Below are 19,962 nucleotides of genomic sequence, written 5' to 3'. Positions count from 1 at the left end.
AACACCTAGTTGTTAAAATGATAGAATTTCCAATTTGTCTCATGGTCTGGTTTTAATTGCTCGCCTTTGATAATCGCTCTTAGCATTTCCATGGGCAGGTAATTTTCTTTAATCACACGATCATGAAAATCAGCAAATGACATTTTACCCTGATCAACCACCTCCTCTTTGATCCGCATCAGTTGTAATCCGCCGACCAGATAAGCCAGCTGGTATAAGGGATCATATGAACCTTCAAAAGACCTCTTTACTTCACCATGGGCATTAGCAGACTCAAATCCCACCCTGTTTACCAAGTAATCTATGCATTGCTGCGGCGTCCATTCACCCAAATGAAATTTAATACTAAAGGTTATTCGCGCACAGCGGTGCATACGCCAAAATAACATTCCTATACGCTCTTCGGGAGTTTTGGCAAATCCTTTACTATACAATAATAATTCCCAATAAAGTGTCCATCCTTCTGTCCAAAAGGGTGTATTAAACGCTTCCTCGCGATAAGGCTTGTAGCGCCTATTCATAAAATATTGCAAATGATGACCGGGGATCAATTCATGCTGCACAGTACCGCGGGAGAAATAAGGATTATTACCACGCATACTCATCAATTTTGCCTGTTGATCCATCGTGTTGGTTGGATATGATATACTAATTTCCCGACCACCCGTAAAAAAAGGGTTGACACGCTGACGTTCTGGGGTCATCATGATCATTCCCCAAGTTTCATCTGCCAGTTCAGGAATATCCATGAGTTTATTTTTTTGAATAAACTGCTGTGCATCGTTATACAATTTCAGGATGAGTTCCGGCTGTTTCCCAATGGGAACGTAGGAGTTTTTAACCTGCTCCTGTGCTGCCCGCCAGTCGTCTCCAAACCCCATTTCACGACTCGCTTTCAATAACTCTGCTTCACACCATTTAAACTCTTGATCAGCCAATTTTAGCAGATCGGCAGCTGTATAACTGATCATTTCAGCTTTGAGTCTTCGGTTTATTTCTTTTTCGCCAATCGGCACACCCGCAATCTGGCTACCATCATCAAAAACTTTCCGGTCGCTTTTTGCGGCTAATTTCTCCTTATAATCCGACAATTTACTTTTCACCTGTTGAAATATGGCGGGTACCCACCAGGTAAATTCAGGGTCGTATCCATTATAGAAATCGAAGGTGCTTGTTATCCTTAAATCCAAAGAATTTAATAGGCCAACCAAAAAGTTCACATCTGCATCAGGAATATTGGTCTTTTCTTGCAAAGCGGTTATCGATCGATCGATTTCATCGACAACCCGCGTCAGCTCTTTCGCGACATCTTCTCCCGCCAAACGTTTTCCTCGACGACGTTCCTTTTCGAGTTTAAATATTCGTTGTGCAAAAGGTAAATACAGGGATAACCTGTTGTAATTCGACTCATGTTCTTTCAGTGCAAGGAGATCACTTTTTAGTTTGCGCTTCAGTAAGATAAAATCCACCTGCCCAGATGTTTCAAGTTCTTCATAGGGAAATTTGTCCAATTTGTTCAAATATTCGTTATCCAAACGTTGAAGACGTGCCAGCTGTTCGGGTGAAGCCGCAGCCCGTTGATTGCCCCAGCCTTTGGGCATTGGACCATAGAAATAGTTGATCGCCTCAACATCATGCCCATATTGCACGATATAAGGTTCTATGGGGGTGGTATGCTCGTATAATTTCATCTTTTGTGCATGTGTGGATACCGGGAATAGAAAGAGTAGTCCATAAAACAGTGTTTTGGGAGCTTTAAAAGAAAAAGAACGATTCATAATTCAGGTATTGGTTTATATCATAATTTTATCGATCAAAACGATCGGGCCTAAACCCATCAATATCAGCCTGTATTTTTTGTCCGGCCAATAAATCTGCAATGATTTTCCCGTATGCTGGACCTAAACTCAAGCCCATCATCCCACCTCCACCGGCAACCAGGACATTGTCAAATTTTTCCAATCGTCCCAAATAAGGCAATCCATCGGGCGAGCAGGGCCTATAACCATACCATATTTTTTCCTTTGGATAATCGACTTGTAGCTCCGGGTAATATTTGGGAATAGACTCTACTATGCCACGAACACGATTTTCATAAATTTTATCATTTGCAGGTCCCAATTCCATCGTACCACTGAATCTGATCTGGCCATTCATGGGGGTTACAGCAACACGAGCTTCCAGTAATAATGCCGCATGATTCAAGCTCTGCTCACCCTGGGGCTGATACATAAAAGAATATCCCTTTCCGGGCATAAGTGGTGTATTTACCTGCAACTTCGACGTCAACTGGGGCAAATAAGCACCACCGGTTAACACAAAAGCATCAGCCTGAAAACTTCCTTTATTGCTGACTGCTTCTTTAATCTTATTTCCGGCCGTCATAAATTTATAGACATCAGTATCTTCGAAAAAAGCAACATCTGCAGCTTTCAGGTATTGAATCAATTGCTGCATTAACTTGGGTGGATATAGTTTTCCATCGCAGCGATAAAGTATAGCACCCAATACATCTAGCTTCAGATTAGGTTCCAGTTCTTGAACGGTATTTCCTTCGAGGATATCGACATCGAGTCCGAGGTCCTGTGCACGATGCGCCAGCTCAATCTCCTCATGTTGCATTTCTTTCGATTTATACATCATCAGGATACCATTCTGCTTCAGTTCAAAATCAAAATTATCTTCTTGGGCCAGTTCGTCATACAAGCGGCTGCTATAGAGATTCAGGTCACGTATGGCGGAAGCATGTTGCTCCACATGCGTGCGGTTGGCATGTTTTAGGAATTTCAGACCCCAATTGATCAACCGCGGATTGAGCGAAGGCCGTACATAAAAGGGGCTTTTACTATTGAACATCCACTTTATTCCTTGCGCGACTATCCCGGGGGCTGCCAAGGGCGTAAAATGACTGGGGACGATCATGCCTGCATTGCCATAAGAACAATTATTGTCCAAAGTATTTTTTTCCAGGATTTTCACATCCCAACCATCTCTCACCAGGTAATAGGCCGAAGCAAGACCAGCAATTCCAGCACCTATTACAACAACTGTACCTCTATTATTTTCTTTCACGTTGCTCTTTTCTTATTAATGTATTAAATCACCTGAAAACCGCCAAAATAAGGATCTTCATCATCCAAAAAAATGGTATTATATCCTGTTATCCGTGCCCAGCCTTCGATGGACGGCACAATAGCAGGCTTACCATCCACGGTTGTTTCCGCTTCAATTTTGCCGGTAAATTGTGAACCAATATAACTTTCATGTATAAATTCCGTTCCTTTTTTAAGCTTCCCTTTCGCGTACCACTGCGCCATACGCGCCGAAGTACCTGTACCACAAGGAGAACGATCCAAGGCATTATCGCCAACCAGTACGGCGTTGCGTCCGGACGAGTTGGGAAGCGTTGGATTACCTGTCCATTGGATATGTGTCAACCCATGAATATTCGCATCTTCGGGATGAACAAAAGCATATTTTTCGTTGAGCAGTTGACGAATTATTTTCCCATAATGGATCAATTGGCTCGCAGAATAAGAACTGATATCGTCAAAATTAGCCTGGGGATCAATAATACCATAGAAATTGCCACCGTAGGCAACATCTACGCTGATAATTCCTAAATCTGGACAGTCTACCGTTAGCCCTTCAGCATATAAAAAAGACTTGACGTTAGTAAGCTTTACGCTTTTCACCTTAGGACCCTCTTGAACATAATCGATATGTACAAGTCCTGCCGGAGTTTCCAACCTTAATTTTCCGGGAATTTAGGTTGAACGAGCCCCTCCTCGATGGCAATCGTTACGGTACCGATCGTTCCGTGTCCGCACATAGGCAGACAACCACTGGTCTCAATATAAAGAACGCCGATATCGTTTTGCGGATCAAATGGTGGATAAAGCATACTTCCACTCATCATGTCATGTCCCCTTGGTTCAAACATCAATCCTTTGCGAATCCAGTCGTACTCACGTATAAAATGCAATCTGCGCTCCATCATGGAATTACCCGCTAGCAATGGGGTTCCCCCTGCAACCAATCGTACGGGACAACCACAGGTATGCGAATCAATACAAAAAAAAGTCTTCTTCATTTCTGAGTCCTTGTTGTTTATATGGTCATTTATCTATATTATGCTTTCGTCCATTGTTGATTGACCAGACGATCAATTTGTAATGGGTTTCCGTCTTGTAGCTCTTTAGGTAAAAACTCATTCGGCCAATTCTGGAAGCTAAAAGGTCGGACGAACCGTTTTACCGCATCTGGCCCTACTGAAGTAAAACGAGCATCTGTGGTTGCTGGATAAGGTCCGCCATGCTGCATGGCATACTGAACCTCTACGCCTGTTGGCATACCTTGGAACAGCAGTCTTCCGCATTTGTCCTGAGCCATTGCAAAAAGAGCCGGGCATTCATGTATGTCCTGCGCCGTGGCAGCGAAAGTCAGGGTAATCTGCCCATCAAGCTGTTGCATGACAAGATTCATCTCATTTTGGTCGTTACAGGATACAATCAGCCCAAAAGGTCCAAAAACCTCTTCCAGCAAGTTGGGATTGTTTAATACCTGACTGGCTTCAGTTTCGACAAGTACAGCCCGGGCAAAATCATGTGGTGTATTACCTTCGCCTTCCCCCAATACGCTGATCCCTTCCGATTGAACCATTTCGCCTTTTAGGCGATTGTAGCTATCCAGAATACCCGCATGTAACATTTTCCCTGTAGCAGCAGATTTTAGTTCGCTCTTTAGGGCCAGTTTGAGCCGATCGAACGGTTCGCCCGCCAAGCCTACCAATACACCCGGATTAGTACAAAACTGCCCTACACCGAGGAGTAATGATCCAATATACTGCTTTGCAAATGCTTCCAGATGATTAGCGAGGTAGTCTTGCAAAATAAAAACCGGATTTACGCTTCCCATTTCAGCAAATACCGGAATAGGTTCAGGTCTCGACTGCCCTAAATCAAACAAGGCTTTTCCGCCACGAAATGAACCTGTGAATGCCACAGCCTTTACCTGTTTATGGCTAACCAACTGTTGCCCAACAGCAAATGAATCTGACAGCACATGATTAAAAACACCAGTCGGAACGCCCTGTTTTGAAACCGCACGATCAATGGCGTCAGCCATTAATTGGGAGGTTTTAAGATGCGCAGGATGAGCCTTTACGATGACTGAACAGCCGGCACCAATGGCACTTGCAGTATCTCCGCCAGCAGTTGAAAAGGCGAAAGGAAAATTACTCGCGCCAAAGACGACCACTGGACCAAGTCCTTTATTATATTTCCTTAAATCAAATTGGCCATTTGGATCCCGATCTATCCGAGCTTCACTGTATAAACCAGTACGAACGGCATCGGCATATCGACGCCATTGATTGACTGTTCTCGCCTTTTCACCCTGCAGTCTTCCCAAAGGTAGTGCCGTTTCCAGATGAGCCGTTTCAATCAATATTTCGCCCAATTCCTCAATTTCAGCGGCAATGGCATACATCAATTCCGCTCGTTCGATGACATCCGTTTGTTGAAGAAACTGAAATCCAGCCTCCGCCTGTTTTACGACGTAATCAATCTCATTTTCGTTTCTATCCATTCCTTTTGTTTTTATGGTAAATAGTATCTTCAAAAATCAATAAAAACCTTCCCTATATTTTCATTCCTTGCGGTTACTCAATATAATAAGAAGGTCCTTTTCGCGTATTTTTACTTGGTTCTAAAAAGAAAATTTCCTGAACTCTCATCCAGAGAGTTCAGAAGCATTCCTATAATTGTGGTCTCGTTGCGATTGAATCTGCAATAATTTTTTTCACACGTTGTTCTTCCTCACCGATCAACGGTAATCTCGGCGCGCGTGTATAAGGTGTTGAAATTCCTTCAGCTGTAGCGGCCAATTTAATGTATTGGACCAATTTAGGATGAATATCCAATTCCAACAAAGGCATAAACCAACGGTATATTTCTACCGCTTTTTTATATTCACCAGCTTTCACAAGATCATACATAACCACTGTTTCTCTTGGGAATGCGTCCACCAATCCAGCGACTAACCCATCAGCCCCTAACATTAAAGACTCGAGCCCCAAGGTATCTACACCGGCCATAATCTTTAATCGATCACCAAAACGATTTTTCAAACGCGTGATATTGGTTAAATCTCGTGTAGATTCTTTCACTGCCTGGATATTTGGTTCCAACAATAGTTCTTCAAACATATCCAACGATACATAAGTACTATAGTCAACTGGGTTATTATAGATTAAAATTGGCAGTTTGGTACTTTGTGCAACAGCACGAAAATAAGCGACAGCTTCTCTATCATCGGCTCTATAGCGCATTGGTGGCAATAACATCAAACCATCGGCTCCCAATTCCTCACTGGTCTGCGCCACTTTGATCGCAGCAGCAGTTGTATTTTCTGCAATATTTAGCAATACGGGTACACGACCACCAACAAGTTTCAACGCATAGGTCAATAAATCATACTTTTCTTCTGTAGTCAAAACACTTGCTTCCCCCAATGATCCAGCGATAATCAAACCGTGAACACCTCCATCCAATTGTGCTTCAATGTTTTTACCAAACATATCAAAATCCAAATTTCCATTTTCATCAAATGGTGATAACATTGCAGGATATATTCCTTCCCATTTAAATTGTGCCATAGCGTATTATTTTAATATTTCTTTATCACAAATCTATCTGGAATAGTACGTTCAGTCTTCTTATGAATTAATCAACACTGACCTAATATTGACCTTTTCTCGTAAATACAACTCACGAGGATTCAAAAGAATGTTTTTTCTAATTTTAAATACAGCTTTATAACTTATCTCGGCAAAACTTCAACGAAGTGCTTTTTATGTTGAGGCTTAATTTAAGGAACTTAAATGTAAATTCAACATTTATAACAAGATTTACACAAAATAGCATGTAAACGATATATCGCTATTCGCTTCAACTTTGGATCGCTATTACGAAACGTACAGCTGCATGTTAAAAATAACAAAGGTTGCACTGTCGGACAGGCAACCTTTGTATCGTATATAATAATTAAAAATGGGTAACTAATCGCGGTTCTCCTTCTTATAAGCGAAGTAAAAAACAATAGGTAGTACTGAAAACGAGAGAATCATACAAATAATCAATCCACCAACAATCATAATCGCCAGGGGTTTTTGAATTTCAGACCCCATACCGTTTGAAAGTGCAGCTGGCAATAAGCCCATCGCCCCCATTAATGCAATCATTAAGATGGGTCTGATCCGGCTTTTGACAGCTTCATAAATAGCAGGTTTCAAGCGCATTTTATTCAACAGATTTTCTTTCATAATCCCGATTAAGACAATACCATCAATCGTGGCTACCCCAAAGAGAATAATAAATCCGATACCGGCCGAAATTCCAAATGTCGTTCCAGTAATCCACAAGGAAATGAATCCACCAATAAAAGCAAAGGCGAGGGTCAGTGAAGAAATCAGCGTATCTTTGACATTACCAAAATTGGCATACAGCAAGAGTAAGATCAAAATCAACGAAATTGGCACAACATTCATCAGTTGTTTTGTTGCCCGTTCCTTGCTTTCGAATTCACCAGCCCAGACGACCTTATAGGATTTGGACAGTTTCACATCTCTTTCTATCTGTTTTTTCGCATCGGCAATTGTGCTTCCCAAATCTCGACCTTCAATATTGAAGCCAACACCAATATAGCGGGAATTCCCTTCTCTGTAAATAAATGCCGGCCCGGTATGATAATCTATTGTTGCGATCTCCCGTAGGGGTACTTTCTGATCATTCATCGTCGGAATAATGATATTTCCGATCTTCTCGGGGTTGTCGCGGTATGATTTTTGGAAGCGCAGGCGAACATCAAAGATCCGCTCATTTTCGTAGAAATGTGTCACAGATTGCCCCCCGATAGTCATTTCGATCACGGACTGCACATCTTTGGTTGAAACGCCATATTTAGCCATTTTTGAATCATGCAGTTGAATGCGGAGTTCTGGCAAACCTATATTTTTAAAAACATTGACATCCGTAATGCCATTGACCTTTTTTAGTGACTCTGCAAACTTATTGGCCTTATTCTCTAAATCTTGTAAGTTTTCACCAAAGATTTTGATAACTAGTGGACTTTTTACCCCGGCCACATACTCCTCCACATTATCCTGAATCGGCTGGCTAAAGCCAAAGTTGATTCCAGGAAAAGTCTGCAGGCTATCCCGCATCTGACTGATCAATTTCTCTTTGGAAAGTTTACGTTTCCACTCCCCCTCGGGCTTCAATTCAATATTAAATTCAATATTAAAAAAGCCTGTTGGATCCGTGCCATCATTGGGACGGCCTGTCTGTGTCATTATAAAGTCGATCTCGTCAAACTGCTTCATCAGTTTTGTTTTCATTGTTTTGGTCAGCTTCACCGATTCTTCCAGGTTGACACTATTGGGTAAGGTTGCGCGAACATAGATTGCACCCTCATTCAATTTTGGAAGAAACTCGGAACCATAGTGGCTAAACCGGAAAATACAGACGAACAAGACAACCATAAAAATAGACAATGTCCATTTTGGATGGTCAAAAGCCTTTTTAAAACCTTTAAAAATGGCATTACGGCTTACTTTAGTGATCTTATTTTCATCTTCTTTGATGTTCTTTTTTAATAAGTATTTACACATCGCGGGCACATAGGTCAAACTTAGGATCAAGGACCCCAACAAGGCGTAACCGAGCGTAAAGGCTAATGGTGAGAACATTTTTCCTTCCACCTTTTGAAAAGAGAAAATAGGAGTCAGTGCGACAATTAAAATCAATAGTGCAAAAAAGATATACCCCGCTACGGAACCCGCACTTTTCTTAATGATCCCTAGCTTGGAGATTTTATTAAAGCGTTCCGTCCCAAGCCGATGGGCCTCTTTTTCCAAAGAGACAAAAACAGTCTCGACGATTACCAATGTTCCTTCGAGCAAGAGTCCAAAGTCCAACGCCCCCATTGAAATCAGATTGGCCGGCAAACCTTGTATTTTCAATAATATAATCGCAAAGAGGAAAGCCAGTGGAATGACCGAGGCAACAATAAAGGTTGTCTTCCAGTTGTTCAAAAAGATAAAGACAATAATCGAAACCAGAATAACCCCTTCTATCAGGTTTTTGGAAACCGTATGTACGGTATTATTCACCAGTTTAGTACGATCTATAACGGGTTCGATCTTGACATTTTCGGGTAAAATACGTTGGTTTAGCTCTTCGATTTTTGCCTTTAGCCTTGTGACGACAGCCGAAGGATTTTCTCCCCGCAGCATAATTACTATTCCCTGTACAAGATCATCTTCCTGATTGAGTCCCACTTGGCCAAGTCGTGGCTTTGCGCCCAGTTCTATTTCGGCTACATGTTTGACTAAAATCGGTGTATTGCCGACCACCTTGATCAAAATATTACCAATATCGTCGATCTTATCCAATAAACCTACCCCACGAACGACATAGGCTTGATTTCCTTTCTGGATCACATCCCCACCGACGTTGATATTCGAACGCGATACGGCTTCATACACGTCCAGTGGCGACAAGTTATAATTCGCCAGCTCAGTTGGGTTGATCTTTATTTCATAGATCTTTTCCTCCCCCCCAAAACTCACGACGTCCGCCACACCCGGTACCCCCACAAGTTCCCTTTCGATCACCCAATCTTGAATGGCAGAGACTTCTTTAATCGGAAGATTGCTCTTCACCACATAGCGAAAAATTTCTCCGGTAGCACCCGAAGGTGGTTCGATGGAGCTTTCCGCGCCGTCCGGCAAATCGATGGAACGCATCTTATTACCCGCATACTGCTGGGCATAAAAGTCCGCTACACCATCCTCAAATTGGATCGTTACAACGGATAAGCCAAACAAGGAGATCGAACGAACATCCGTTTTCTTTGGGATGGTATTCATCTCTTTAGTTACCGGTAATGTGACGAACTTCTCGATTTCTTCAGCACTACGTCCCGGCCATTGTGTGATAATCCTGACCCGTGTATTGGTGACGTCGGGGAAAGCTTCAATCGGTGTATGCAGGTAGGCGTATATCCCGCCGAATAATAATGCCAACGTAAAAAATAGGACGACCAAGGAGTGTTTCAATGAAAACGACACAATATTTTGTACAACTTTCTTCATCCTATCTATTTATCAATTCATCAAATACAATCAGCTCATTTTCTGTCAGCACCTGATCTCCCTCGGCTATTCCTGTTTTGACAAAAGCATAGGTTTCATTCTCAGCAACAATATCCACAGGCTTTACGGACAGATCACAGTCATTTTTGTACAGCACCACGAAATTCTGGTTATTATGCAGAATGATGGCATCTTTGGGAATAGCCAGCATCTGCTGTTCTTGTCCTGAAACAGCTTTTTCCACCAATACATCCACACTCATGCCCGGCTTTAACCTCAGGTCTTTGTTCAACAACTTTACACGCGCCTTGACGACACGTTCTTCAGGATCGAAGAAATTGGCTACCTGATCAATATAGCCATCAAAAGATTCCCCTTTATAGGCTAACGTGGTGATTTTGACAGGCGCACCATTTTTCACAAAAGGTAAATTATTTGCATAAATATTGACCGAAACCCATACTTCATTTAGTTTACTTACCGAGAGTAACTCGGCATCATCACCAACTGTCATACCGGGGCTCACCTTTTTATCGACTATATAACCCGCTTTGGGTGCACGAATGTAAAATAGACCATTTTCTGATGATCCATTGAGCAGGTTCATATTGGCCTTTACATGACGTATTCCGATTTGTGTGGCTTTCAATTCGCTTTCCATCTCTTCTAGTTCCCGTTGGGAAGCCATACCATCTTTCAGTAGACTGCGAAGACTTGCCAATTTACTCTCCACCAAGCGCTTGCTATTCTCCAGCTCACGCAGCTCCTTTCCTAAATCATTGACCGAGGTCCCTTTAAGCGATACAAGAATCTGTCCCTTCTCCACATAATCACCCATCTTGACGGAGACAGACTGCACGATACCGGGTATCGGGCTCTTTAGTGCAGCAAGCTCATCCTGATCGTATTGAATGACCCCATTTAAAGCGATCTGTTCAAATACCGCCCGCTTCTGAATCGAATCAATTTTAATTTGGTTTTTGAAATCTGCGCTAAGGCAAAAACCTTTAGTTGGCGGCGTAACCTGCTCTTCATTTTTCGTTGATTGACAGCTCCACAATAAACATATGGACAGGAGTGTCAGTGGCATTAAAAAGTTCCCTTTCATTAGACAATGTCCTTTCCGATTAAATACGTCAATTCTTCCTTATACTGAAGGTATTTTGCCCTGCGCTCCAATATTGATTCTTTGTTTTCCATGTAATTATTGATAAAGTCTATAAATTCAACGATGGTCAACCGTCGTTCTTGAAAATTGCGGACATAGCGTTCAAGCGCGACATCCAGTTTACGATCAAAGCCTGTATCCATCGTTTTCAAGCTCGATTCGAGATTGCTCAAACGCGCCGAAAGGAAGTCGATCTCTCGTTCTATATCGATACGAAATTGTGCGATTTCAACTTTGTTTTTCTCAAGTTCCAGTTGAGCAACTTTGATATTGCCCTGGTTTCGATTAAATAAAGGAAGATCCATAGCAACACCCAGGCCTATAAAATCGCGCATGATATTTCCGCCCCTGTCATAATTCATCGATACTTTGAGATCTGGTGTACGTTCTGCTTTTTCGATTTCCAACTGCGCATTACTTTTCTTCCAGGTATTGTGGATGATTTTATAGTCGCTACGGTTTTCCAGGGCCATCATTTTCCATTCCTGTTTCGTCCCCAGGAGAAAAAGTGGCATACCTATCGTATCCGAAATGTAAAGTGCAGTCCCCTTATCTCCTAGATAGCTCGCAACTGTATTCATTTTTGCAATTTTTTCCTGCTGGATTTCGTTGAGTTTATTCCCAAATGCAATCGACTCACTTTCAATCCTGAGATAGTCCATTTCACTCACATTGCCTTCTTTCCATTGATTTTGAAAGGACTTCGCTAGGGTCTGAAAAATATCGACCTGACTACTGTATAACTGTTCTTTTTCCTGTAGGATCTGTAGTTCGAGGCATTGGCTCCGGAGATCATATTTCAAATTCCGCAATAATTCTTCAAATTGAAGCCGGGCATTCTCTTTTTCCAAAAGCTGCAATTGCACCCTTTTTTTCCGTTTCCCGGCCATTTCGATCGTCTGTTCCAGCTCAACAGCCAGCTGCTGATATTTACCATAATGACCGATCAGCGCAGGAAAGGATTCGCTGCTGGAATTTTTCCAAAGATTGACCTCTGAGATTGAGATCGTTGGATTGGGCCAGAGCTTTGCCTGAAGTACTGCTGCATCAGCCTGTTGTATATGAAAACGTTGTGCCATTAAGCTCAGGTTATGCGCAAGGAACACCTGTTCAATCTCCGATTTTCGTAAACGGCTTTCAACCGCTTCCTGCGAAAATAGTTTGCTACTCAGGCCAAGAAGTAAAAATAATGTAATACGTAGCTTTCTCACTTAATTTTGAATTTCCACAAAACTAACGGACAGAGATTACAGGCAACTTTAGGTTAAATTAAAGTTTGATTAGAAGAGATTAGAAAAGGATTAGAATTTAGGGAATAGCAGTGATACGGTTGTTCCCAGATGGTTCGAGCGAATATCAAAGTCTACCCCCTGATCCTTAAAAACGATCTGAGCAAATGAGAGACCGATGCCGCTTCCCTTCACCTGACCTACATTTGACCCACGATAAAAAGTCTGTTTCACAGACTCCAGTTCGGCCTTTGGGATACCGATGCCGTGATCTATAATTTGTAAAGACAGTCTGCCATCTGCACTGGTCATTCGGATAAGCACTTCTTGCCCATTTGCATATTTCAGTGCGTTTTCGATTAAATTAGAGATCGAAAGGGAGACGAGCATCTTGTTGCCCCGAAAATTAAAGTATTGTGGCTCGTCGACCTCTATATCGACTTTCAGGGGTACGGCAAATGATCTCGAAAATTTAGGTACAAGGTCCCACACGATCTCATCGATACGAAAGGTTTCCAGGGAACGTTTCAGGGCCTGATCTTCGGTCAGTAATAGAAAATTACCAATAAGCTGATTCAGAAAATTCACATGCTCGGTAATGGTTTCGGCCAGTTCACGGTATTCTTCCTCCGTTCTAACTTTTGCGCCGAAGACCTCCATTGAGCCCAGGATACCCGCTAAAGGCGTTCGGAACTCGTGGGAAACATAACTTACAAAGTTCTTTCTGATAATCATATTTTCACTGATCCGACGTAGGAGTGCATTATAACTTTCAATCAGATCCTGGAGTTCATCCTTGGTTTTTATGGCGGTCAAGGGCTCCTGAATGGTACTTAAATCTTTATGCTGAATTTCTTGGATCACTTTACGAATGGGCAGATAAGCATACTTACTCAGCCAGACCGACAACAAGGCAATACTAATCAATGCAATGAGAAAAACAAAGACAAGCGTAATGAGTAAACGGTTCAACTGATGATCAAAATCTGCGCTGGACTCTTTGACAAACACAAAGAAATCGCCCTGATTATCGGGATAATACAAACCAAAATAAAAGCTATCGGCTGTTTTAAAATAAACCGTTTTGTCTGTTTTCAGCTGGTTCAGCAAATCTGTATTAATTTGATTATCAAACCGCATACCACCATAACTCACCTTCCCCGCTGCGTTGTAAACGGCTACCATCGCGCGCTTGACCAGACTTTCATATTGATTTTTGGATTCCATGTGCTTTAGCGGACTCTGTTCGTCCGCTTCAAGGTAATAAATAACGGCTATCTTCGCATTTTTTTCCAGCGAGCTTATCAGATGTCGTTCAGAAGAATTATAAAATATCCAGTAGATGACTAGCGTTGCAAGCCCAAAAATGATGGTGAATACCAAGGTAGAAAAGAGTGTGAGTCGAATCTTTAAATTCATGGTCAGTCCGTTGTGAGCATATAACCTACCCCTTTCACCGTTTTGATAATGGAGGTATCACTCCCCGCATCAATCTTACCTCTTAAATAAGAAACGTATACATCGACAACATTGGTATTATTATCAAAATCAATTCCCCAGACGGCCTGTAAGATCGCTGTTCTTGAAAGGGTTTTATTGCGATTTTCGATCAGATACTTCAACAGTTTAAATTCTTTAGGTGATAGATCGATATTTTTACCATTCTTATGGACTTCATACCGTTCAAGATCCACTTTTAAATCATGAATTTCTACGCAGCTATCCTTTGGTACGTTTTTATAATTGTCGCGGCGTACCAAGGCTTTGATACGGCTAACCAATTCCTTAAAGGAAAAGGGTTTGACAAGAAAATCATCAGCACCACTTTCCAAGGCCTCGACTTTATCTTCAACTTCTCCTAAGGCACTTAAAATCAATATTGGAATATGATTTTTTCGATATCGGATCATCTTCGTAAATTGTATACCATCTATTCCGGGCAACATTATATCAAGTACGACAATGTCCAATGAATCCGCATTGATCCATTCACGTGCCGCTTCCGCAGATTCAACCAAAATGACCTTGTGGCCCATCTCTTCTAGACCTTTAACAACAAAGCTGCTAATACGGCGATCGTCTTCTACTAAAAGTATCTGCATATACTCAGTTTATTTTTATGCGGGATTATAAAAATTACGAATTTCTCTTAGAATTCTACAAGTATACGAATTTACAAATTAATCGTTCGGGTGATCAAGAGCAGTGTCGAGGATAAAAATCTTTGTCTATAACGTTGACGAGTCCATTATGCGGAATTCTCTATTATTCAGGTAAAAAATATTACGTCCAGTATTATTTGTTTATATTTAACCTAACAATTCGGAAAGGAATTAAAATGAACACAGCATTGCTCTCCAATAGAAAAAGAAGTGAAGAGATTACGATTCAATATTTTAACTTTTTAGATCGTCATTTAGCGGAATTGGTTCGTGGAGACAGCATAGATATGATTGAGCTTCAGGATATCGCCAACATACTCTGTGTTTCACAAAAGCATCTTATCAAGATTATACAGGAAACTTCCGGAAATCACCCCTGCTATTTTTATGTACAAAAAATATTAGCTTGTATCAAAGACCTACTCATTAATAGCGATCTGACCATTGCGAAAATTGCACAGATGCTGACACACGACCCGTCCAACTTCACCAAATTTTTTAAAAAATATGAAGGCATGTCGCCATCACAATTTCGTCAATTGAAAAAAGCGAAAAGTTCACCATAAGAGGTTCCTTAACATTTGTGAGATTTGCTATAATCAAAATTTAAATTATTATGGCAAGAAATGATGTAAAAGGAAAAGTTGTCCTTATCGCTGGTGGTGCAAAAAACCTTGGCGGATTATTAAGTCGGGATTTTGCGGCTCAAGGGGCAAAGCTGGTGATCCATTACAATAGTGAAAATAACAAAGCAGACGCTGAACAAACTCTGGAAGCTGTCAAATCCGCGGGGGCAGAAGCAATATTAGTGCAGGCGGACCTGACAAAAATTGAGCATATCACGAAACTTTTTGATGTCGCAATTGAGCAGTTTGGTGGCGTAGATATCGCCATTAATACGGTCGGTAAAGTATTGAAAAAGCCAATTGTGGATACCACGGTCGAAGAATATGACAGCATGAGTGACATCAATTCAAAAGTTGCTTATTTCTTTATTCGGGAGGCGGGTAAAAAACTGAATGCGAATGGCAAAATCTGTACGATTGTTACCTCATTATTGGCGGCCTATACGGGATTATACTCTACTTATGAAGGACTGAAAGCTCCAGTAGAGCATTTTACGCGAGCTGCTTCAAAAGAATTTGGAGAACGGGGAATTTCGGTTACTGCTGTAGCCCCGGGGCCAATGGATACGCCATTTTTCTATGGACAGGAAAGCGAAGACGCTGTTGCTTACCATAAATCTGCTTCAGCATTAGGTGGGCTAACCGATATAAAAGACATTGCGCCTTTGGTGGAATTCTTGGTCACCGATGGTTGGTGGATAACGGGGCAGACCATTTTTGCCAATGGTGGTTATACAACACGGTAAAACAACAAAGAGAAAGCATCTTGAGAAAGATGCTTTCTTGATAAGCCTATTTCTTTGGATTGATTCGTATATCACAAAAGCTAAGCAACAATAAACAAGCCCTGATATTTATTAACTAGAGTTGCTCCAAAAAACGGAGATAGCGCGTCACGCCCTCTTCTACCCATGCGGTAGATGACTCTTTTTCAATTCCATAAAAGACGAAAGGTTTTTGATAATCCGCTTTAACATAATCAAAAGTAATTTCAAAAGGACTTGTTAATTGATCCATGCTATATTTATACTTTCCTGTCTCCCTATACTCCTGCTCGTCTATCCCAGCAGAAATTGCTAATGCAATTTTCTTTCCTTCCAATTTGTAGCCACTGTTCTTACCATAAGCCCATCCATAGGTAAGCACTTCATCCAGCCATTGCTTGAAAAACGGCGGACAATTAAACCAATAAAAGGGAAATTGAAAGACAATTTTATCATATTTCTCTATCATCTTCTGCTCGGCCAAGACATCAATTTTACCATCAGCATAGACTTGGTGCAATTGATGGATGTCATACAACTCAGGTTGATTTTCCAAGGCCTTAACCCAACTTTTATTTACGACGGAAGCAGCAAAATTGGGGTGAATAACGACTATTAATGTTTTCATTTTATTTATGTATCTATATATGCACAAGTCACCACATTTAGCCGATTCGTAGCGGCAGTTTTAATAAACGACAGGACTATGATTTAAAAATAGCGACATAATTCCTATTTTGGCTTATCTGTAACCCAATGTTAGGTACTATAAAAAATGTGCGTATGACTAAAATCAAGACGAGCTCCACGAACTTTTCAAATAAAAAGCAACTTGAGCATAATTGCCCCGAAGTTTTTGCCGCTAATGTGATTGGTGGTCAATGGGCTCTAGCCATATGCTGCTATCTCATCAATGGCGCGCTACGTTATTCTGAAATCAAAAAATGTTTACCGGGTATCACTGAACGTATACTCACCTTACAATTGCGCAAGCTAGAAGATGATAACATTATTAAACGTACTGTATATGCAGAAGTCCCGGCACGTGTACTTTATGAGCTGACTGCACTGGGATATGAACTCAAACCAATTATTCGAGAACTAGGGAAATGGGGAGAGAAGTTACAACAGGTTCAAAAATCTTAGACTTTAGCTGACAGAACGAAAGGTTGTTTTTAGTTCATACATCGTGCTGTTACCAGTAATTGGCCGACATGACGCTGTGCATGCTCTGCAGCGTGGAACAACAAACCAATCAACGTCGTAGGGATCCGTTTTCTACCCAAAAAACGCACTTCAGTCAGGGTGTCCGGATCAATTAACGCCAGTTTTTGCAAAGATTGCTGAATCTGCCGATGTAAGTTTTCTACAAGCGATATCACGCTTAAAGCACTATTTTCTAGACCTTCCTGACGGAGGTCGTCAAATTGTTTATCCGTTAAGGATTTATTTTCGGCATAAGTAAACATGCGATCGATTACTCCACGAATATGTTGCAGGTGAAAACCTATACTGGCGTTGCCACCCGGTTTTGTCCAAAGCTGCGCTGAGGATATTTGTGCGGTATACTTCAAAACATCTTCTTCAACTTGCAAAAGTGCATGCGCAACGGGTTGGAGAAGAGCGGGAACCCCTTCAATAGGTCCACGCATCCATACTTCTAAATTTTCCATGCTTTTAAAATAGCTAAAAGTCTACGCGGATGCTTTTTAAAATCCATAAAGCTACAGCGTTTAAAAAGAATGCAGATAGCAGTCCGTTTCGTCAAAAATACAGTTTACTCCTATAAAAATAGCTACTTCCTATAGCTTGTTTAAAGTCGATTCAATTATTTTTTAAAATAAATTTGCATAGTGTAGTAAATACACTTACATTTGTATCATCATAATTTAGGTTTATAATTGGTTATTTAAGGTTTTCATTCTCCCCGTTTGAAAACCTTTTTTTTTATAAATGACTGCAAAAATATAATCTTCCATCATCCTTTATCATATCACCGAATCGAGAAAAAGTACGTCCATCTTCCCATTAAAAGCAGGATAGGTTATAAAGGCTTTTCATTTCAAACATAAAAAGGGCAATGTTCACATTGCCCTTTCTTTTAGATACCCATTTAATGGCCTTTACATCTTATAATATTGCTCCCAACCTCTTGCTGGTGGAGGTCCGGCTAAGAGTGCGTTGGCAAACTTATCATTGGTCACTTCTTTTGTCTGCGTATTCAATATCAACTTACTGTTTAAGCGTTGTGCAATTACACCCAAGCAAAATACTTGGCTCAGAGGACCTGCAATTTCAAAAGCCGAGCGGGTTTTTTCTTCGCCTTTACAACCTTTCAAGAAATTAGCAAAGTGGTTTGACGGTGATTTTGGCACTTCCGGTAACCGAGACTCCATTTCCTTGGCTTTCGTTGCTGGAATAATCTGCAAGGTACTGGCATGGGAGCCACCTTTAAATATCAAATCCTTGCTGTAGATAATTTTCCCAGGATTTAGTTTGGCGGGTTCCAATTTCCCTGTACTAGGTGCAGGAATATTGGGATCCAATCCAGATACACCATAGCCTTCGGGTATAGGTGGCAAATTATCCAGTCCATCATACCAATTGATATCGACTGCTGGCATCTTTTTCCTTTTTGGGAAATGAAATTTCAAGGTTGAAGACATAGGGAAAAAATAGGAATTATACCCGTCGAGCTTCACAGCAGACACTTCTGTAGGCAGCCCCAAATCTAAAAATTCATGTGCTGTATCCAATATATGTGCCCCCCAATCGCCCAGAGCCCCCATTCCAAAATCATACCAACAGCGCCATTGACCATTCACAAAATCCTTATTATAATTATGGCCAATAGTCTGCATTTGCCAAAGATCCCAATCTAATGTTTCGGGGATCATTTCTGCGGCAGGAAAACCCTTTATATTTACATCCCAGCCATGCCATCTACGCGGCATATTCATGTGCGCATCGATGCGTGTCACATCCTTAATAATGCCGGCATCCTTCCAGGCTTTAAACTGAAAGTAATTTGCTTCGGAGTGCCCTTGATTTCCCATTTGGGTAGCAAGCTTAGGGTTTTTCCGAGCTTTATTTGCCATTAGTTCGACTTCAAGGAATGTTCTCGCCATTGGTTTTTCCACGTAGACATGTTTACCTAAATCCAGTGCAAGCATCGTTATGGCAAAATGCGAAAAATCAGGAGTTCCGACACTTACAGCATCAATCTGATTTCCCATTTTGTCAAACATTACCCTAAAATCCTTAAACTTCGGTGCATCGGGAAACAAACCCAAAATTTCCTGCGTATGTTTCGCACCAAGATCGACATCACATAGCGCAACAATATTACAGAGTCCTGTTTTATAGAGTTCTTTAATGATGTCGGCAGCCCTGTTTCCCAAGCCTACACAGGCTAAGTTGACACGTTCATTTGGTTTGGCCAAATTGACATTCCCCAATACACTATTGGACAGCATAACCGCTCCTGCAGCGATAACGGACTGTTTAACAAAGCTTCTGCGCGATAAATAATGATTCATAAGAGATAGGCTTAATTCGGTGTATTAATTTTTATGCTGCGAAATGAAACACGATCACCATGGTCCTGGAGAAGAATAAAACCTTCCTTCGCTTCGCCAAAGTTTTCCCAATCTTTGTATTTACTGATCTGAACTAAATCTTTAAACGCTTTGGATCCCCGCTCATAAGACAACATCTTAATGCCATTTAAATAATGTTCGACCTTGTTATCAGCTGTAACAACAACTCGACCTCTATTCCACTCGCCGATCGGTCTGCGCGCGCGATCATCACGATTGGATGTAATGAGATCGTAAAGCGATGCCAAGGTACGATTT

General features: G+C 41.3%; 16 protein-coding genes and 1 pseudogene. 3 read left to right on the top strand and 14 right to left on the bottom strand.

Going from position 1 to position 19,962, the window contains the following annotated elements; translation table 11 throughout:
* Nucleotides 1-5 precede the first annotated feature (5 nt).
* The 10 genes and pseudogenes from DTA23_RS06230 to DTA23_RS06185 form a co-directional block, all read right to left on the bottom strand.
* Entirely contained in the window at nucleotides 6-1,778 is a 1,773-nt protein-coding gene (locus tag DTA23_RS06230; protein WP_204990748.1) for a DUF885 family protein, read from the bottom strand.
* Between the two features lie 28 nt (nucleotides 1,779-1,806).
* Entirely contained in the window at nucleotides 1,807-3,072 is a 1,266-nt protein-coding gene (locus DTA23_RS06225) for an NAD(P)/FAD-dependent oxidoreductase (RefSeq protein WP_112374153.1), read from the bottom strand.
* Nucleotides 3,073-3,095: 23 nt separating this feature from the next.
* Nucleotides 3,096-4,093 (bottom strand): annotated as a pseudogene (locus DTA23_RS06220) (4-hydroxyproline epimerase).
* A gap of 38 nt (nucleotides 4,094-4,131) precedes the next feature.
* A complete protein-coding gene (locus tag DTA23_RS06215; RefSeq protein WP_112374152.1) occupies nucleotides 4,132-5,589 on the bottom strand; it encodes an aldehyde dehydrogenase (NADP(+)) in 1,458 nt (485 codons plus the stop codon).
* Between the two features lie 169 nt (nucleotides 5,590-5,758).
* On the bottom strand, nucleotides 5,759-6,658 hold the full coding sequence (locus tag DTA23_RS06210) for a dihydrodipicolinate synthase family protein (RefSeq protein ID WP_070569465.1): 900 nt from the start codon (nucleotides 6,656-6,658) through the stop codon (nucleotides 5,759-5,761).
* Nucleotides 6,659-7,060: 402 nt separating this feature from the next.
* Nucleotides 7,061-10,156 (bottom strand): efflux RND transporter permease subunit, encoded by a 3,096-nt coding sequence (locus tag DTA23_RS06205; protein ID WP_112374151.1) that lies wholly within the window; start codon nucleotides 10,154-10,156, stop codon nucleotides 7,061-7,063.
* A gap of 1 nt (nucleotide 10,157) precedes the next feature.
* Entirely contained in the window at nucleotides 10,158-11,264 is a 1,107-nt protein-coding gene (locus tag DTA23_RS06200) for an efflux RND transporter periplasmic adaptor subunit (protein WP_070569459.1), read from the bottom strand.
* Complete coding sequence (locus tag DTA23_RS06195) at nucleotides 11,264-12,535, bottom strand: TolC family protein (protein WP_112374150.1); 1,272 nt, start codon at nucleotides 12,533-12,535, stop codon at nucleotides 11,264-11,266. The genes DTA23_RS06200 and DTA23_RS06195 overlap by 1 nt, the downstream gene beginning before the upstream one ends.
* Before the next feature lie 90 nt (nucleotides 12,536-12,625).
* Nucleotides 12,626-13,972 (bottom strand): sensor histidine kinase, encoded by a 1,347-nt coding sequence (locus tag DTA23_RS06190; protein ID WP_112374149.1) that lies wholly within the window; start codon nucleotides 13,970-13,972, stop codon nucleotides 12,626-12,628.
* A gap of 2 nt (nucleotides 13,973-13,974) precedes the next feature.
* Entirely contained in the window at nucleotides 13,975-14,655 is a 681-nt protein-coding gene (locus tag DTA23_RS06185) for a response regulator transcription factor (RefSeq protein WP_046675722.1), read from the bottom strand.
* Between the two features lie 236 nt (nucleotides 14,656-14,891).
* Between DTA23_RS06185 and DTA23_RS06180 the strand changes: the two genes are divergently transcribed.
* Both DTA23_RS06180 and DTA23_RS06175 read left to right on the top strand, forming a co-directional pair.
* The gene (locus tag DTA23_RS06180) at nucleotides 14,892-15,281 is read left to right on the top strand and encodes a helix-turn-helix domain-containing protein (RefSeq protein WP_112374148.1); all 390 of its coding nucleotides are present in this window, start codon (nucleotides 14,892-14,894) and stop codon (nucleotides 15,279-15,281) included.
* Nucleotides 15,282-15,331: 50 nt separating this feature from the next.
* Complete coding sequence (locus tag DTA23_RS06175; protein WP_112374147.1) at nucleotides 15,332-16,087, top strand: SDR family oxidoreductase; 756 nt, start codon at nucleotides 15,332-15,334, stop codon at nucleotides 16,085-16,087.
* A 115-nt stretch (nucleotides 16,088-16,202) separates the two neighbouring features.
* Here the strand turns inward: DTA23_RS06175 and DTA23_RS06170 are convergent, their stop codons facing one another.
* Nucleotides 16,203-16,733 carry an NAD(P)H-dependent oxidoreductase gene (locus DTA23_RS06170; protein WP_070569448.1) on the bottom strand — a complete coding sequence of 177 codons (531 nt, stop codon included), beginning with the start codon at nucleotides 16,731-16,733 and terminating at the stop codon, nucleotides 16,203-16,205.
* A 155-nt stretch (nucleotides 16,734-16,888) separates the two neighbouring features.
* On the opposite strand from DTA23_RS06170, the gene DTA23_RS06165 reads away from it, so the two are divergent.
* Nucleotides 16,889-17,251: a winged helix-turn-helix transcriptional regulator gene (locus tag DTA23_RS06165; protein ID WP_112374178.1), complete on the top strand. Its 363-nt coding sequence runs from the start codon at nucleotides 16,889-16,891 to the stop codon at nucleotides 17,249-17,251.
* A 29-nt stretch (nucleotides 17,252-17,280) separates the two neighbouring features.
* Here DTA23_RS06165 and DTA23_RS06160 read toward each other — a convergent pair whose 3' ends face one another.
* The 3 genes from DTA23_RS06160 to DTA23_RS06150 all read right to left on the bottom strand — a co-directional run.
* A complete protein-coding gene (locus DTA23_RS06160; protein WP_070569445.1) occupies nucleotides 17,281-17,778 on the bottom strand; it encodes a DinB family protein in 498 nt (165 codons plus the stop codon).
* 450 nt (nucleotides 17,779-18,228) lie between these two features.
* Nucleotides 18,229-19,644, bottom strand: a complete 1,416-nt coding sequence (locus tag DTA23_RS06155; RefSeq protein ID WP_070569442.1) for a Gfo/Idh/MocA family protein — start codon at nucleotides 19,642-19,644, stop codon at nucleotides 18,229-18,231.
* Nucleotides 19,645-19,655: 11 nt separating this feature from the next.
* Nucleotides 19,656-19,962, bottom strand: a 307-nt coding sequence (locus tag DTA23_RS06150; RefSeq protein ID WP_146753013.1) for a 3-keto-disaccharide hydrolase, incomplete at its 5' end; no start/stop codon positions are given.

The sequence above is a fragment of the Sphingobacterium multivorum genome (assembly GCF_900457465.1).
GTDB lineage: Bacteria > Bacteroidota > Bacteroidia > Sphingobacteriales > Sphingobacteriaceae > Sphingobacterium > Sphingobacterium multivorum.
This window is presented reverse-complemented; position numbering and strand designations above follow the sequence as displayed.

Excerpts from the sequence above, each read along its gene's own strand:
- DTA23_RS06230 (WP_204990748.1), bottom strand. The coding sequence starts at position 1,778 with ATGAATCGTTCTTTTTCTTTTAAAGCTCCCAAAACACTGTTTTATGGA.
- DTA23_RS06215 (WP_112374152.1), bottom strand. The coding sequence starts at position 5,589 with ATGGATAGAAACGAAAATGAGATTGATTACGTCGTAAAACAGGCGGAG.
- DTA23_RS06210 (WP_070569465.1), bottom strand. The coding sequence starts at position 6,658 with ATGGCACAATTTAAATGGGAAGGAATATATCCTGCAATGTTATCACCA.
- DTA23_RS06205 (WP_112374151.1), bottom strand. The coding sequence starts at position 10,156 with ATGAAGAAAGTTGTACAAAATATTGTGTCGTTTTCATTGAAACACTCC.
- DTA23_RS06200 (WP_070569459.1), bottom strand. The coding sequence starts at position 11,264 with ATGAAAGGGAACTTTTTAATGCCACTGACACTCCTGTCCATATGTTTA.
- DTA23_RS06190 (WP_112374149.1), bottom strand. The coding sequence starts at position 13,972 with ATGAATTTAAAGATTCGACTCACACTCTTTTCTACCTTGGTATTCACC.
- DTA23_RS06185 (WP_046675722.1), bottom strand. The coding sequence starts at position 14,655 with ATGCAGATACTTTTAGTAGAAGACGATCGCCGTATTAGCAGCTTTGTT.
- DTA23_RS06180 (WP_112374148.1), top strand. The coding sequence starts at position 14,892 with ATGAACACAGCATTGCTCTCCAATAGAAAAAGAAGTGAAGAGATTACG.
- DTA23_RS06175 (WP_112374147.1), top strand. The coding sequence starts at position 15,332 with ATGGCAAGAAATGATGTAAAAGGAAAAGTTGTCCTTATCGCTGGTGGT.
- DTA23_RS06170 (WP_070569448.1), bottom strand. The coding sequence starts at position 16,733 with ATGAAAACATTAATAGTCGTTATTCACCCCAATTTTGCTGCTTCCGTC.
- DTA23_RS06165 (WP_112374178.1), top strand. The coding sequence starts at position 16,889 with ATGACTAAAATCAAGACGAGCTCCACGAACTTTTCAAATAAAAAGCAA.
- DTA23_RS06160 (WP_070569445.1), bottom strand. The coding sequence starts at position 17,778 with ATGGAAAATTTAGAAGTATGGATGCGTGGACCTATTGAAGGGGTTCCC.
- DTA23_RS06155 (WP_070569442.1), bottom strand. The coding sequence starts at position 19,644 with ATGAATCATTATTTATCGCGCAGAAGCTTTGTTAAACAGTCCGTTATC.